The sequence below is a fragment of the Nocardia sp. Tas62D01 genome (assembly GCF_055232035.1).
This window is the reverse complement of the sequence record NZ_JBUYUZ010000001.1, coordinates 2,820,199-2,835,412: the sequence shown is the minus strand read 5'-3', so window position 1 is coordinate 2,835,412 and position 15,214 is coordinate 2,820,199. Positions and strand designations below refer to the sequence as shown.

Below are 15,214 nucleotides of genomic sequence, written 5' to 3'. Positions count from 1 at the left end.
CAGCTCAGATCGCGATCGCCGAGCGGACTGCGGTCTCCGCACCCGCGCCGCCCTCGCCCGTGGAGGTCACCCGTCCGGATTGCAGGACGTAATAGCGTTGCGCCGCCTGCAAAGCGAAGCCGATATGCTGTTCGACCAGCAGCACGCTCAAGCCGCCACGTCGCGTGAGATCGATAATGGTGCGCTCGATTTCGGCCACCACCGACGGCTGGATGCCCTCGGTGGGTTCGTCGAGGATGAGCAGTTCCGGCTCGGTGATCAAGGCTCGAGCGATCGCCAACTGTTGCCGCTGACCGCCCGACAGCAGGCCCGCTTTGCGGGTCAACAACTCTCGCAGTGCCGGGAACAGATCCAGCGACGCATCGATCAGCGCCTTGCCGCGTTTGCGGCCGTCGGCGACCACCTGCAGGTTTTCCGCGGTGGTCAGCTGCGGGAAACTCTGCTGTCCCTGCGGCACATAGGCGATGCCTCCGCGCACCCGGCGTGACGGTGAGTGTTTGGTGATCACTTCGCCGTTGAATTCGATCCGGCCGGACTTCGTGCCTATCAGGCCGACGGCAGTGCGCAACAGGGTGGTCTTGCCCGCGCCGTTGTGTCCCATGATGGCGATGACGCTGTCGTCCGGAACGGTCACCGAGACACCGTGAATCACCTCGGTGTGGCCGTAACCGGAGTGGATGTCGATGAGCTCAAGCATCGGCGGACTCCTTGCTCTGCACGGTCGTGGGATCTTCGAGGGTTGTGCCGATGGCGGCCGCGGTGCCGAGGTAGACCTCCTGCACCTTCGGATCGGCCTGCACCTGCTCCACGGTGCCCTCGCTGAGCACCTTGCCCGCGGCCAGCACGGTCACCGAGGTGGCGAAGGCGCGCATAAAGTCCATGTCGTGCTCGACCACGATGACGATGCGTTCGCCACCGATGCGGCGCAAGAGGTTTCCGGTCTCCTCGCGTTCCCCGGCGCTCATACCCGCGACGGGTTCGTCGAGCAGCAGCACCGAGGCGTTCTGCACCAGCAGCATGCCGATCTCCAGCCATTGCTTCTGACCGTGCGCGAGTACACCGGCGGGCTTGTCGCGCAGATCGCCGAGTCCGGTGATCTCCAGCGCCTCTTCGATACTCGGCAGCACCGACCTGCGCCGCCGCAGCATGGTCAATGTCGAGCGGCCCGCGCCGGCGGCGATATCGAGGTTCTGCAGCACGGTGAGCCGCTCGAAAACGCTTGCCGTCTGGAAGGTTCGGCCGATACCCATGCGCGCGATCTGGTGCACCTTCTTGCCGAGAAATTCGACGCCGGACTTCTGCGCCGATCCGCTGGCGGACACCAAGCCGGTGATCGCGTCGATGAGCGTGGTCTTTCCGGCGCCGTTGGGGCCGATGAGGAATCGCAGATCACCTTGCAGCACAGTGAGATCCACGGCGGTGACGGCCTTGAAGCCGTCGAAACTCACCGAAAGGCCACGGATTTCGAGGTACTCGCTCGACATTCCGGCATTGCCGCCGGGTTTCGGCTCGTGTGTGGTTTCGGTCATCGGGATTCCACTTTCTCCTCGGTCACCGGCGCCTTGTCGATCTCGGGCAGCCGCTCGTTCACCACCGGTCCCGGTTCGGTCGGCGCGGTCGATCGGCGAAACCGGCTGTCCAGCAAGCTCTTCAGCATCGGCCACACGCCCGCGAGGCCCGCCGGAATAAAGCCCACCACGACGATGAACAGCACGCCCTGCAGATAGGTCCAGCTGGACGGGAACTGCTCCGACAGCGCGGTCTGCGCCCAGGCGACGCCGATCGCGCCGAGCACCGGACCGAGTAGCGTGGTGCGGCCGCCGATCGCGACGCCGATGATGAATGCGATGGACGGCACCACACCGATATCGGCGGGAGAGATGATGCCGACGATCGGGGTGAACAGTGCGCCGGCGATCCCGGCGAAGAAGGCCGCGACGACATACGCGACGATCTTGACATCGGCCGGGTCGTAGCCGAGGAAGCGCACCCGCTCCTCCTGATCACGCACGGCCACCAGCAATTCGCCGTAGCGGCTGCGCATCAGCTGGCGCACCAGCGCGACCACCACGAGCAGTGTGCCCGCCGCGATGAAGAACAGCGTCTGCCGGTTCGCCGGATCCGACAGCTTGAACCCGAAGAAGGCTCGGAAGTCCGAGAGCCCGGTGAACCCGCCGATCTTCTGCTGTCCCGTGAGCAGGATCGCGAGCGCGGCGGCCAGCGCCTGACTCAGGATGGCGAAGTAGGTGCCCTTGACCCGGCGCTTGAACACGCCGTAGCCGAGTGCGGCCGCGACCAGCGCGGGCAGCACCAGGATGCCGATCAGTGCGACCGGTCCGGACGCGAAAGGCTGCCAGAACGCGGGCAATTCGCGAATGCCCGCGATCTCCATGAACACCGGCACGGTGTTGTGCAACCGGGCCGCGTCGGCCATCTGCAGGTGCATGGCCATGATGTAGGCGCCGATGCCGAAGAACACGCCCTGACCAAGGGTTAGCATTCCGCCACGGCCCCAAGCCAGTCCGATGCCCGCCGCGACGATGGCGAAGCACAGGAACTTGGCGAGCAGGTTCAATCGGAAGTCACTGAGCATTGCCGGCGCGACCGCGAACAGCAGGATCGCGGCGATAGCGAAGCCGCCCAACGTGGTGAGCGAGGAGTGCGCGCGCCACCGTTGTACAAGAGTTGTCACGCCAAACTCCTTGTCCGGACGGTGAACAGGCCCCGCGGCCGGACCTGCAGGAAGATGACGATGATGACGAACACCATCACTTTCGCGATGGACGCGGTGGTCGAGTATTCGATGTAGGAGTTCAGCAGACCGAGTGCGAAGGCCGCGATCACCGTGCCCTTGATCTGTCCGAGTCCGCCGATCACGACCACCAGGAAGGCGTCGATCAGATAACTCTGTCCGATGGTGGGGCTGGTCGAGCCGATCAGGGTGAGCGCCACGCCCGCGACACCGGCCAGGCCGGAGCCGATGAAGAAGGTGCTGATATCGGTGATGCGGCTGGAAACGCCACTGGTCTCGGCCAATCCGCGGTTCTGCACGACCGCGCGGATGCGACGGCCCAGCGGGGTCGTCTCGAGCACCGCGGCCAGCGCGGTCACCGCGACGACCGCGAGCACCAGGATGAAGATGCGGGTCTTGGGCACTACCGCGCCCATGATGGTGACGCCGCCGCCAAGCCATTCGGGCACCAGCACGTTCTTGGCGGGAGCGCCGAAGATATCGCGGGCCAGCTGCTGCAGCACCAGTCCGACACCAAAGGTGACAAGCAGGGTGTCCAGCGGCCGGTCGTACATCCAGCGGATGAGGCCCATTTCCAGCGCCGTACCCAGCAGGCCGCCGACGAGGAAGCCGATCAGCAGGGAGACGACCAATGAAACTCCGGCCGACGAAAAGACTTTCTGCACAACATAAGTCGTGTAGCAACCGGCCATGATGAACTCGCCGTGCGCCATGTTGATCACGCCCATCTGACCGAAGGTCAGCGAGAGGCCGAGCGCGGCAAGCAACAGAATTGATCCCAGACTCAGTCCGGTGAAGAGCTGGCCGATCAGCACGTCCATAAGGGTTCCTAACGGTGTCGGCCGGTGCGGGCCCGTCGCGATGACACGGCCCGCAGCGGCGCTGGTCGACTACTTGAGGCCCTTGGCCCAGTCGTAGGACGTCAGGTACGGGTCCGGGGCGACGGCCTTGCCTGAGTCCCATACCGTGTAAATGAGTCCGTCCGGGCGGATTTCACCGATGCGGGCGGTCTTGGTGATGTGGTGATTGGCCCCGTTGAGGGTGACAAGACCCTCGGGGGCCTGGAAGCTCACGCCCTCGGCCGCGGCCTGAATGTCGGCCACCTTGAACGACTTTGCCTTCTCGACGGTGTTCTTCCATAGGTAGACCGAGGTGTAGGCGGCCTCCATCGGGTCCGAGGTCGGCTTGTTCGCACCGTATACGGCCTTGTACGCGTCGACGAATGCCTTGTTCTGCGGGGTATCGACGGTCTGGTAATAGTTCCACGCGGTCAGTTGCCCGGCGATGTTCTGCGCGCCGATGCCGGCGACTTCTTCCTCCGCGATCGACACAGAAACCACCGGCATCTCAGCGGCTTTCAGGCCCGCGTTGGTGTATTCGCGGAAGAACGCCACGTTGGAATCGCCGTTGAGGGTGTTGAACACCGCGCCCGCCTTGGCATTTCGCACCTTGTTCACGATGGTGGAGAAGTCGGTCGAGCCGAGGGGGGTGTAGTCCTCGCCCTTGATCTCGATGCCGTTGGCCGCCGCGTACGCCTTGATCTCACGGTTGGCGGTCTGCGGGAAGACATAGTCGCTGCCGACCAGGTAGAGGGAGGTGATGCCCTTCTGCTTCAGGTAATCCAGCGCCGGGATGATCTGCTGGTTGGTGGTGGCGCCGGTGTAGAAGATGTTCTTGCTGTCCTCCAGACCCTCGTACTGGACGGGGTAGTAGAGCAGCGAGTTCAGGCTCTCGAACTTCGGCTTCATGGCCTTGCGGCTCGACGAGGTCCAGCCACCGAATACGGCGGCGACGCAGTCGGAGCTGATCAGTTTTTCGGCCTTTTCGGCGAAGGTCTTCGGATCGGAGGCGCCGTCCTCGAGTATCAGGTCGATTTTCTTGCCCATGACGCCGCCCGCGGCGTTGATCTGATCGACGGCCAGCTTGGTCGAGTTGGCGACGGTGACCTCGGAAATGGCCATTGTGCCCGACAGCGAGTGCAGCGAACCGATCTTGATCGAGTCCTTCGACGTGTCGACGCAGGACGCGGCGTTGGAGCCGCTGGTCGAGGCGTCGTCCTTGGCGCCACAGGCGGTCAGCAACAGACCGGCGAGTGCGACGGCCGACGGCGCGACCAGCGCTTTTGCGATGCGCCGTGAGCGCTGACGATGGATGTCACGGGAATCTGGCATGGGGCGGGACCCTTCTCACTTCATCAGGTGTTCGGCGGCGCTGCGTGCGCCGCGGGCGAATACGCCCGCCTTTGCACCGGTCAGACGGGTCGACCGGGATGTATACAACGGCTGTATTCGTGGTGCGAACAGTAGACAGAAGTTATTGCGCCGGAATGATTTTCGGTGACGCGTCGGTTGCCTATGTTTCCACCGTGTGAACCTTTGTGGTAAACGCTCGGGGAACGGTGGGAGACCTCGCCGTGGCTACGGTTGCGTAGCGTCGAGCCGGTACGGCAGGCTGCGTTTGTACATCGTCAGAACAGCCGATCCCGTGGTGAGTCCGGCCACGGAATTGTCAGTCGAGGAGGATTGCGATGGGCCACTACAAGTCGAACGTGCGGGATATCGAGTTCAATCTGTTCGAGGTGTTCGGGCTGGACAAGCTGCTGGACACCGGTGCCTACGGTGATCTCGACTCCGATACCGTGCGCGAGATCCTGGCCGAGGTGAAGCGCCTCGCCGAGGGGCCCGTCGCGGAGTCGTTCGCCGCGGCGGACCGCGACCCGGTGGTCTACGATCGGGCCACCTTCTCGATTTCGGTGCCCGAGCCGCTGCGCAAGACCGTCACTGCCGTGCGCGAGGCGGACTGGAGTCGCCTCGGCATGCCGGAGGGCATGGGCGGCACGCCGGCGCCCGCCGCAGTGGTGTGGGCGGTCAACGAGATGATCACCTGCGCCAACCCGTCGGCGAGCTTCTTCAATATGGGCCCGGTGATGGCCTCGGTGCTCTACAATGTCGGCACCGAAGAGCAGAAGGCATGGGCCACAAAGGGCTACGACCGCGGCTGGCAGGGCACCATGGTGCTGACCGAGCCGGACGCCGGCTCCGATGTGGGCGCGGGTCGCACCAAGGCGATCAAGCAGGAGGACGGCACCTGGCACATCGAGGGCGTCAAGCGGTTCATCTCCGGCGGCGATGTCGGTGAGACCGCTGAGAACGTCTTCCACCTGGTGCTGGCTCGTCCCGAGGGCGCCGGTACCGGTACCAAGGGGCTTTCGCTGTTCTATGTGCCCAAGTTCCTGTTCGATCACGAGACGCTCGAGCTGGGCGACCGCAACGGCGTGTACGTGACCGGCGTAGAGCACAAGATGGGCCTGAAATCCTCGCCCACCTGCGAGCTGACTTTCGGCGGCACCGCTGTACCGGCCAAGGGCTGGCTGGTCGGCGAGGTGCACAACGGCATCGCACAAATGTTCCAGGTGATCGAGAACGCGCGCATGGTGGTGGGCATCAAGTCCACCGGCACGCTGTCCACCGGCTACCTGAACGCGCTGGACTATGCCAAGCAGCGGGTGCAGGGCGCGGATCTGACCCAGATTTCGGACAAGGCCGCGCCGCGGGTCACCATCGCCCACCACGCGGATGTGCGCCGTTCGCTGGCCATGCAGAAGGCGTACGCCGAGGGGCTGCGCGCGGTGTATCTCTACACCGCGGCGCATCAGAATGCCGATGTGGCGCAACTGGTGTCGGGCGCGGACGCCGAATTGGCGCACCGTGTAGGCGATTTGCTGCTGCCGATCGTCAAGGGCGTCGGTTCCGAGCGGGCCTACCAGTACCTGACGGAATCGCTGCAGACGCTGGGTGGTTCGGGCTATCTGCAGGACTACCCGATCGAGCAGTACATCCGCGACGCGAAGATCGACTCGCTGTACGAGGGCACCACCGCCATCCAGGCGCAGGACTTCTTCTTCCGCAAGATCATTCGCGACAAGGGCGTGGCGATCGGACACCTCACCGGAAAGATCGCCGCCTTCCTCGACGCGAAGACCGGCCACTTCGAGGCGGAGCGGGAACTGCTGCGCACGGCGCTGGCCGACGTGCAGGCGATGGCCGCGACGCTGACCGGTTACCTGATGGCTGCGCAGGCGGAGCAGGCCGAGCTCTACAAGGTCGGGCTCGGCTCGGTGCGCTTCCTGTTCGCCGTCGGCGACCTGCTCATCGCCTGGCGGCTGCTGGTGCAGGCCGAGATCGCCGCCGCCGCACTGGTCTCCGAGACATCGGAGAAGGATCGGCCGTTCTATGCCGGAAAGGTCGCTGTCGCAAGCTTCTTCGCGAAGAACGTATTGCCGGAGCTGACCGCGGTCAAGGGCATCATCGCCGCGATCGACAACGACATCATGGTGATGGACGAGGCGGCGTTCTAGAGCGGGGTCCTGCTGGTCACCGCCCTCGGCCTGACCATGCTGGGAATGCGTTTCCAGCGCAAGGCAACAGCCGCGACGGCTGCGCAAGACCTTGCTCCGGCTGTGCGGGCTGCCTGCGCAATAGGGACGAATGACCAAGGCCGACACTGGTATTCACCGATGTAAGCATTGTCGTGTTATGCGGTGCTACTGGCGGATCGTGTAGTACTCGGTGTCGTACCGGAACGGCGTATATTCGTACCTGTCCGGGATATCCGAGTTCGGAATGGACGCCCGCAGTGTCGGACCCGTGCTGTAGACATGCCGAATCGGGCTGTCATATCGGGGATCGCAAAAGTGGGTCGACTATTTGAGGACGTACGGAGATACCGAGCTGCGGTGTTCGCTGATATCCAGTACTTTGCCGAGTGGTGGGAACGCGCGCTGTGGGCAATTGGCGCGTTCGCAGACGCGGCAGCCCGCGCCGATCGGGGTGGCCTCGGCCTCATCGAGATCGATGCCGTCGGCGTAGACGACGCGGCCCGCGTGGCGTAGTTCGCAACCGAGGCCGATGGCAAATGTCTTGCTGGGCTGGCCATATCGGGTGGCGCGACGTTCGACGGTGCGGGCGATCCACAGGTATTTGCGGCCGTCGGGCATCTGCGCGATCTGGGTCATGATCTTGCCGGGGTAGGCGAAGGTCTCGTAGACATTCCAGAGCGGGCAGGTGCCGCCGCTGGCCGAGAAGTGGAAACCGGTGGCGGACTGGCGTTTCGACATATTGCCCGCCCGGTCGACGCGGACGAACGAAAACGGCACACCGCGCTGCTTGGGGCGCTGCAGCGTCGAAAGTCGATGGCAGATGGTCTCGTAGCTCTGCGTGAAGGAGGCCGACAGTCGTTCGATGTCGTAGCGGAAGTCCTCGGCGACCTCGAGAAAGTGCGTGTAGGGCAGCACAGTGGCCGCGGCGAAATAGTTGGCCAGGCCGAGCATGGCCAGTTTGCGGGTGTCCTCGGAGGCGAAATTGCCTTCCTCGACCAGCTTTTCGAGCAGGTCGCCGCATTCGAAATAGGACAATTCGGCGGCGAGTTTGAAGGTGCGCTGGCCGCCGGACAGATGCGGCGCGATTTCGAGGTGCTGGGTGTCGGGGTCGTACCGGTGTAGTACGCCTTCGCCGAGGTCGATGCGTTCGACGATCCGCACGTCGTGCGCGCGAAGTGTGCGTGCGATCTCGCTGTTGATGTCACCACCGTGGAACCGGATGCGGGCGGTGAGTTCTTCTGCGGCAGTGTCCAATTCGTGGATATAGTTCTGGCGCTGATAGAAGAAGTCGCGCACTTCCTCGTGCGGTTTGCTGATCGCCGCGCTGCCGGAACCGTCGGCGAAGCGATCCTCGGTGGCGGCGGCCAACTGCGCGGAGGTATTGCGGTAGCGGTTGTGCATATTGACCAGCGCGCGGGCCATGCTCGGGTGCGCGGAGACCATGTCCGCGATCTCCTGGGTATCGGCCTCGATGCCGAGCTCCTGGTCCATCACGACCTCTTGGAGTTCGGCGATCAGTCGAGTGTCGTCCTGGGAGGAGAAGAACGTGGCGTCGACGCCGAATACTTCGCTGATCCGCAGCAAAACCGGCACGGTGAGCGGGCGCACATCGTGTTCGATCTGATTGAGGTAACTCGCCGAGATCTCCAGCTTCTGGGCGAGTGAGACCTGGCTCAGCCCTCGTTCGGTCCGCAGCTGACGAAGCCGCGCCCCGACGTAAGTCTTGGCCACTCGTCCAGTCTATGGGCGTCTTCGCAACTCTGCCAATGGGCAATTAGCAGCAGAGCTGAGCGATATGTCACATCCACGGGTTACCGTCATGTGGTGCTGTTCTCGGATGTTGTGCGGGCCTCGGAGACCGTCCGTGCGACGCGATCCCGGAAGACGAAGATCGCCTCGCTTGCCGGGCTGTTGTCCGAGGCCGTGCCGGAGGAGCTCGTCCCAGTCGTCGCCTGGGTCTCCGGCGAGCTGCGGCAGGGACGTATCGGCACCGGCTGGCGCACGCTGACCGCGCTGGATGGTCCGCCGAATACGGTTGCCACACTGACGGTTTCGGCGGTAGATAGCGCGTTCGAGGAATTGGCGACGATCTCGGGTTCCGGTTCGGCGAACCGGCGCAAGGAACTGCTGACTGCCCTGTGGGCCGCGGCCACCGCCGATGAGCAGACCTTCCTGCTGCGCCTGCTGACCGGTGAGTTGCGCCAGGGTGCGCTGACCGCGATCGTCAGCGAGGCGGTCGCGGCGGCGGCACAGGTGCCGGTGGATCTGGTTCGCCGCGCCTACATGCTGTCGGGCCAGCTGCCCGTCACGGCGGTCGCCGCGTTGACCGGCGGGGTGGATGCGCTGAGCGAATTCAAGCTGGAGGTTGGCCGCCCCATCCAGCCCATGCTCGCCTCGCCCGGTGCGACGCTGGATGAGGCGATGGCCGAGTTCGACGGCGACGTGAGCGTCGAGCACAAGATGGACGGCGCCCGCATCCAGGTGCATCGCGACGGATCGCAGGTATGGGTGTTCACCAGGACGCTGCGCGATATCACCGCGAGCGTGCCGGAGTTGGTGGACCTGGTCGCCGGGCTGCACTGCACCAGCGTCGTGCTGGACGGGGAGACGCTGGCACTGACCGATTCGGGTCGGCCCCGCCCATTCCAGGAGACGATGAGCCGCTTTGCCGAGGTGACCTCCACCAGGGAGCTGCTGCTGCACCCCTACTTCTTCGACTGTCTGCACCTGGACGGCCGCGACCTGCTCGACGCCCCGCTGCACGAGCGACGCATCGCATTGACGAAAGTTGCTGCGGTACACAGCATTCCCGCCCTGATCCGGCCCGATCCCGAGGCCGCCGCCGAGTACTTCGACGGCGCGCTCGCCGCCGGGCACGAGGGTGTCATGATCAAGTCGTTGACCGCGCCGTATGCGGCGGGCCGCCGCGGCCGTGCTTGGCAGAAGATCAAACCGGCGCACACCCTGGATCTGCTGGTGCTCGGCGCCGAATGGGGATACGGCCGCCGCACCGGCTACCTGTCGAACCTGCATCTCGGCGCCCGCGACCCGGAAACCGGCGACCCGGTCATGGTCGGCAAGACCTTCAAGGGCCTCACCGACGCACTGCTGCAATGGCAGACCGCCGAATTCCCGCGCCACGAACACGCCCGCGACAAGACCACTGTCTACCTGTGGCCGGAACTCGTCGTCGAGATCGCCCTCGACGGCGTCCAGGTGAGTTCCCGCTATCCCGGCGGCGTCGCCCTCCGGTTCGCCCGCGTCGTCCGCTACCGCCCGGACAAGGACCCCGCGGACGTGGACACCATCGACGCGGTCCGAGCGCTGCTGCCCTGACCGAGTCACCTCCACCGAGCTGCTGATCCGATCGACCGACGCCAAGGGCCGCCCGGTGCCGGTGGTCGCGACATTACCGGTGCGGTTCGCGCCGTGGACCGGGCCGGGTTCGCGGCCGCTGGTGGCCTGAAACCGCGGCGGGATGCTCGAGCTTCGGCAGGTAGGTGGCTGAAATTTGCATTAGCGCATCCGAAATGGTTGCCCAATAATCGGGTAACCCGCTGCCAACCGTCGACGCCTTTAACGCACACTTGATGGGTGACCGTCGAGTTGCTAGTTCTTCTGATCGTGATCGTCACAGCACTTGCTTTCGATTTCACCAACGGCTTCCACGACACCGCGAACGCCATGGCGACCTCGATCGCCACCGGCGCGCTGCGGCCGCGGATCGCGGTCGCCCTGTCGGCGGTGCTCAATCTCGTCGGCGCCTTCCTGTCCGTGGCGGTCGCCGCCACTGTGGCCAAGGGCATCGTCCGGCTCGATGCCGTGCACGGCCAAGAATTGTTGATCATCGTGTTCGCCGGCCTGGTCGGCGGCATCCTGTGGAACTTGCTGACCTGGCTGTTCGGCCTGCCGTCGAGTTCCTCGCACGCACTGTTCGGCGGCTTGATCGGCGCGACCATCGCCGCGCTCGGCTGGTGCGGGGTGATCTGGGCGTCCGGAGCGGACGGCGTGCTGACCACGATCGTGCTGCCCGCCGTGCTCGCCCCGATCGTGGCCGCGCTGGTCTCGGCCATCGGCACCTGGGGGGTCTATTGGATCACCAGGCGCTCGGATGCGGACAAGGTCGAGGGCGGCTTCCGCTGGGGCCAGATCGGCTCGGCCTCGCTGGTCTCGCTGGCGCACGGCACCAACGACGCGCAGAAGACGATGGGTGTGATCTTCTTGGCGCTGGTCGCGAACGGCACGCTCACCAAGAACGCCGACATGCCGCTCTGGGTCATGGCGGCCTGTGCCGTCGCCATCGCCTCGGGCACCTACCTCGGTGGTTGGCGGATCATCCGGACGCTGGGGAAGGGGCTCGTCGAGATCGATTCGCCACAGGGTCTCGCCGCCGAAACCTCGTCCGCCGCGATCATTCTCACCTCGGCGCATTTCGGGTTGCCGCTCTCGACCACGCAGACCGTCACGGGTTCCATCCTCGGTACCGGGCTCGGCAAGGGCGCGGAGGTGCGTTGGGGCGTGATGGGCCGCATGGTCGTCGCCTGGCTGCTGACGCTGCCGCTCGCGGCCGTGGCCGGGGCCGTGTGCTGGGGCATCGCGCACGTTATCGGCGGGCTTCCCGGGGTGCTCGTGGTGTTCGGGATCCTGGGCGTGCTTACGGCCGTGATGTACCTGCTGTCTCGGCGCCATCCGGTGAACACCACCAATGTCAACGAATGGCCCGGCGATACACCGGGCGTGGTCGACACGCCGGACGCCGCTTCCGATATTGCGAAGGGGAGTTCGACGTCGGCGGATGCCGCGGGCGGTGGGAACGCCGACGGGTTGTCGCCGCCTACCGACATGTCGTCGGCAGGACCTGATACTCAACCCCGTTCCGCACAGGTCTGAAGCATGTCGAACAACACCGAGTCGGGTGCACCGGTCCGCGAGACCGGCGTCGGGTTCGGGGCCGGCGTTGGTAGCCCGGCCGCCATTCGCCAGGCATCGGGAATCGTTCGCGACGTGTGGCTCACAGGAGGAGGATCCGTGCATACGCTCATAACGAATCTGAACGCGCTATGGAAGGTAACCGCCGCGGGTCTGGTATTCGGCGCCGGCCTTCCGATCATCTTCGCTTTCGGGGTGCGGTTCTGGTCGGCGGCCGATTCGGTCACCGCGGAAGGCCGTGCCGCACCACGCAATTACCCCGCTGTGGCCGGGGCGCTGGTGTGCTTCGGGCTGGTAATTGCCGCGGTCGTCACCGGCATCCTCTACATCGCGAAGGCATTCATCGCCGCCAAGTTCGGCAGCCATTTGTTCGGACAGTCCTGAAGGGCGCACGGTGACCGATCAACCGAAAATCACGCAGGCGCGGCCGAACGTGCTCAGCCGGGTCATCGGCTGGTTGCGCGCGGGATACCCGCACGGGATTCCCAGTTCCGACTATGTGGCACTGTTTGCGGTGCTATATCGGCATCTGACCGATTTCGAGGCGTCGCGATCGTCGAAGAAATGGTGAGCGAGAACCTCGACACCGAGATCAGTCACGCCGATATCGAGGCGGCGATCGCCCGGTTCGCCGTGGAGCAACCGGACACGCACGATATCGCCAGGGTCGCTTCCCATCTCGCCGCAGGCGGATAGCCGCTGGCCACACCCATCGCCGACGTCGAGTGAAAATCGTCGATGGGGTATGGCTGGGGCGAATTCGAGGCCACGATGGCCGGGCCGTTCGAGATGTCGGACATGAGACCGTTGCTCGGGTGTTGCAAGGCTGGGCCTTTACCGAGCGCGGGGGAGCGCTGCCCTGGTCCCGGAGTCAGAGCCAGCGTCGATCGGAGTCGTAGGGGCGGTGGCCGCCGAGGTCGGGGAGGCGGCGGATGCCAGCGGAGACTTCGAAGGCGAGGTCTTGGTAGCCGAGAGCGAGTTCCGCGAGTCGTACCCAGGCATCGTGCACCACCCATTCCGGTGCGCCGAACAAGGTTTCGTAGGCACAGATGGAGAATTGGGCCATGCGGTCGACCACCGTACCGACCGTCTCGGAATGCATGTGCGCGCCGCCGTGGGGGAGTGGGACCTCGGTGGCCACCCAGCGGTCGATGGCGAGCACGAGGCGGGCGCGGTGCTGGTCGATATCGGCGGTAGAGCCCAGCGCGGCATGCCTGCGGCGCTCGTGCAGTTCCGCCAGTAGGTGCGCGGATTCCAGCACCGGATGATTGCTGCGTGGCATGGCGCGGCACGCTTCCAAAATGTGTTCCTTCGACGGCAGTGGTTCCATCACGATTACCCCCTCATTCGAATAATGTTGCTGGACAACGATCTATGCGCACGACCCACGCGTACTTACCGCCGGTGCCGCCCATTGATCTTGGGAATGCGATGGCGATGCCGAGATGGCATTGTCTCCCAAGGGCTTTCGGTAACCGCAAGCCCCAAAGCCTCCAGCGCGGTGAGCCCGATCCGCCCCGCGAGCTCATCCATCACCGCAACAATCTCGGCCGCCTGAATAGCCGCGGTCGCCTGCTCAGTAGTGAGCATCCGCCCCCGCAAATACGAAACCACCCAAGCATCGTCACTGACCCGCCGAGCCTGATGTGCGGTCAAATCACCAACCATCCACGCCCGATCGACAACATGCACAGCCATACGACCCCCCTCGACCTGCGCCGTGCGGGCCCGGCTGAACGCTCCCGCCTGTGATCTATAACACGCAGACTGTAGATTCGTAAAGTATACGAGTCAAGCTACTGGCAAACTTCCGCGAGAGTTTGGGTTGTACTATGCGCGACATGGCCCTGTCACCTGCGGTTGCACGCTGGGAGCTGGCGCTCCGGCTGCGGCAACGACGCCTGGAGTTGGGCATCGGCGCCTCCTCGATCACCAAGGCGCTCGATGTATCGCCCGCCTATTGGTCGCACATCGAGAACGAACGCAACCTCCTGCCCAAGGACAAGCTCGAGCAACTGCTGGACATCCTGGAGATCGACGACAAGGAACAGGACGAGCTACTTGGCCTGCGCGAGGTGGCCAAGGGCCGTGGGTGGTGGACGCGCTATTCGGCGCTATTCGGTGACGACATCATGCGGTACTACGGCATGGAATGGGGTGCGGAATGCATCCGGACGTACGAAAGTGTCCTCATGCCAGGGCTACTCCAAGGTGAGGAGTTCATCCGGGCGCTGATGACATCCGGCAGCGCAACAGTGCCGGCGATCGAGGTCAATCAGCGAATCGAGGCGCGACTACAGCGCCAGCAGCGGCTAGGAGGCAGTGCCCCGCTGCAGCTGCTGGCGGTCATCGGTGAGGCTGCGCTCGTGCACCAAATCGGCGGGCCCGATGTGCTTGCGCGCCAACTGATTCACCTGGCCGATGTTGTCGAGTCCCATCCGGACAATATCGACCTACGAGTCATCCCGTTCACCGCATCGCACAGCCTGCCGACCGGATCGACGTACCACCTCTTGGATTTCGCGAGTCCGCGCCTGCCGACCCTGGCGTGGCACGAATCAGCGGTGTTCGGCCAGATCATCGTCGACGACGTGGGCAGGAAGGAAACCAAGGTGCGCGACCTGCGCTTCGTACACGACCGCGTACAGTCGCTCGCCCTCGCCCGCGCGGACTCGTTAGCGCTGATAAGGACCGCAGCCCGTCGATTATGATCCAGGGGGTGAGCAGTACCGGTTGGTTCAAGTCTTCTTATTCGAACGACAGCCAAACCTGCGTCGAGATCCGATACGTTGGTGATCGAGTCCTCGTGCGAGACAGCAAGTATCGGGGCCTGCCTGATGCTCGACCCATCCTCGGGTTCGAGGGTGAAAGCTGGTCAGCCTTCATAGCCGCCGTCCGAGCCGCCCAGTTCCCGTTCGCCTGATGAGTGCGATCGGGCAGCCGAGTGGTCCGCCTTCATGACAGCCAACCGAGCTGTTGTCGCGTTTCCGCCCGCTTGATCCGCAGCCGACACGCGGCGGGTTCTCCCGGGGGTGCGGCATTCGCGGCGGCAATTCGAGTAGCTGGATCTCCTATCGGTAGGGCAGGGCGATTCATTCTCCTGGCGCACCACGGTTTGAGCTGCGTCGCTACTCGTGGACCAGTGGTGCCGGCCC

At 64.7% G+C, this 15,214-nt stretch carries 14 protein-coding genes and 1 pseudogene; 7 read left to right on the top strand and 8 right to left on the bottom strand.

The features are described from left to right. Nucleotides 1–4: 4 nt before the first annotated feature. The 5 genes from urtE to urtA all read right to left on the bottom strand — a co-directional run bounded on the left by urtE (nucleotide 5) and on the right by urtA (nucleotide 4,923). Nucleotides 5–697 carry an urea ABC transporter ATP-binding subunit UrtE gene (urtE, locus tag ACV7NQ_RS13935; RefSeq protein ID WP_463360030.1) on the bottom strand — a complete coding sequence of 231 codons (693 nt, stop codon included), beginning with the start codon at nucleotides 695–697 and terminating at the stop codon, nucleotides 5–7. Then, nucleotides 690–1,529 carry an urea ABC transporter ATP-binding protein UrtD gene (gene urtD / locus ACV7NQ_RS13930; protein WP_463360029.1) on the bottom strand — a complete coding sequence of 280 codons (840 nt, stop codon included), beginning with the start codon at nucleotides 1,527–1,529 and terminating at the stop codon, nucleotides 690–692. The genes urtE and urtD overlap by 8 nt, the downstream gene beginning before the upstream one ends. After that, nucleotides 1,526–2,692, bottom strand: a complete 1,167-nt coding sequence (urtC, locus tag ACV7NQ_RS13925) for an urea ABC transporter permease subunit UrtC (RefSeq protein ID WP_463360028.1) — start codon at nucleotides 2,690–2,692, stop codon at nucleotides 1,526–1,528. The genes urtD and urtC overlap by 4 nt, the downstream gene beginning before the upstream one ends. After that, nucleotides 2,689–3,573, bottom strand: coding sequence for an urea ABC transporter permease subunit UrtB (gene urtB, locus ACV7NQ_RS13920; RefSeq protein ID WP_463360027.1), 885 nt, complete (start codon nucleotides 3,571–3,573; stop codon nucleotides 2,689–2,691). The genes urtC and urtB overlap by 4 nt, the downstream gene beginning before the upstream one ends. Nucleotides 3,574–3,642: 69 nt before the next feature. Beyond that, nucleotides 3,643–4,923: an urea ABC transporter substrate-binding protein gene (urtA, locus tag ACV7NQ_RS13915; RefSeq protein WP_463360026.1), complete on the bottom strand. Its 1,281-nt coding sequence runs from the start codon at nucleotides 4,921–4,923 to the stop codon at nucleotides 3,643–3,645. Between the two features lie 356 nt (nucleotides 4,924–5,279). Here urtA and ACV7NQ_RS13910 point away from each other — a divergent pair, with 356 nt between their 5' ends. Next, nucleotides 5,280–7,109 carry an acyl-CoA dehydrogenase gene (locus ACV7NQ_RS13910; protein ID WP_463360025.1) on the top strand — a complete coding sequence of 610 codons (1,830 nt, stop codon included), beginning with the start codon at nucleotides 5,280–5,282 and terminating at the stop codon, nucleotides 7,107–7,109. 345 nt (nucleotides 7,110–7,454) lie between these two features. Here ACV7NQ_RS13910 and ramB read toward each other — a convergent pair whose 3' ends face one another. Beyond that, on the bottom strand, nucleotides 7,455–8,861 hold the full coding sequence (gene ramB / locus ACV7NQ_RS13905) for an acetate metabolism transcriptional regulator RamB (protein ID WP_463360024.1): 1,407 nt from the start codon (nucleotides 8,859–8,861) through the stop codon (nucleotides 7,455–7,457). A 93-nt stretch (nucleotides 8,862–8,954) separates the two neighbouring features. Between ramB and ACV7NQ_RS13900 the strand changes: the two genes are divergently transcribed. The 4 genes and pseudogenes from ACV7NQ_RS13900 (at nucleotide 8,955) to ACV7NQ_RS13885 (ending at nucleotide 12,755) form a co-directional block, all read left to right on the top strand. After that, nucleotides 8,955–10,466: an ATP-dependent DNA ligase gene (locus tag ACV7NQ_RS13900; RefSeq protein WP_463360023.1), complete on the top strand. Its 1,512-nt coding sequence runs from the start codon at nucleotides 8,955–8,957 to the stop codon at nucleotides 10,464–10,466. 258 nt (nucleotides 10,467–10,724) lie between these two features. Next, nucleotides 10,725–12,020, top strand: coding sequence for an anion permease (locus tag ACV7NQ_RS13895; RefSeq protein ID WP_463360022.1), 1,296 nt, complete (start codon nucleotides 10,725–10,727; stop codon nucleotides 12,018–12,020). 138 nt (nucleotides 12,021–12,158) lie between these two features. Then, nucleotides 12,159–12,443 (top strand): hypothetical protein, encoded by a 285-nt coding sequence (locus tag ACV7NQ_RS13890; protein ID WP_463360021.1) that lies wholly within the window; start codon nucleotides 12,159–12,161, stop codon nucleotides 12,441–12,443. A gap of 10 nt (nucleotides 12,444–12,453) precedes the next feature. Continuing rightward, nucleotides 12,454–12,755 (top strand): annotated as a pseudogene (locus ACV7NQ_RS13885) (DUF3349 domain-containing protein). Nucleotides 12,756–12,930: 175 nt separating this feature from the next. Here the strand turns inward: ACV7NQ_RS13885 and ACV7NQ_RS13880 are convergent. Beyond that, nucleotides 12,931–13,389: a DUF4254 domain-containing protein gene (locus tag ACV7NQ_RS13880; protein WP_463365661.1), complete on the bottom strand. Its 459-nt coding sequence runs from the start codon at nucleotides 13,387–13,389 to the stop codon at nucleotides 12,931–12,933. 65 nt (nucleotides 13,390–13,454) lie between these two features. After that, nucleotides 13,455–13,715 carry a hypothetical protein gene (locus ACV7NQ_RS13875; RefSeq protein ID WP_463360020.1) on the bottom strand — a complete coding sequence of 87 codons (261 nt, stop codon included), beginning with the start codon at nucleotides 13,713–13,715 and terminating at the stop codon, nucleotides 13,455–13,457. Between the two features lie 185 nt (nucleotides 13,716–13,900). Between ACV7NQ_RS13875 and ACV7NQ_RS13870 the strand changes: the two genes are divergently transcribed. Together ACV7NQ_RS13870 and ACV7NQ_RS13865 are read left to right on the top strand one after the other, a co-directional pair. Next, entirely contained in the window at nucleotides 13,901–14,770 is an 870-nt protein-coding gene (locus ACV7NQ_RS13870) for a helix-turn-helix domain-containing protein (protein ID WP_463360019.1), read from the top strand. Continuing rightward, the gene (locus ACV7NQ_RS13865; protein WP_463360018.1) at nucleotides 14,767–14,982 is read left to right on the top strand and encodes a DUF397 domain-containing protein; all 216 of its coding nucleotides are present in this window, start codon (nucleotides 14,767–14,769) and stop codon (nucleotides 14,980–14,982) included. The genes ACV7NQ_RS13870 and ACV7NQ_RS13865 overlap by 4 nt, the downstream gene beginning before the upstream one ends. The last annotated feature ends 232 nt before the right edge of the window (nucleotides 14,983–15,214 follow it).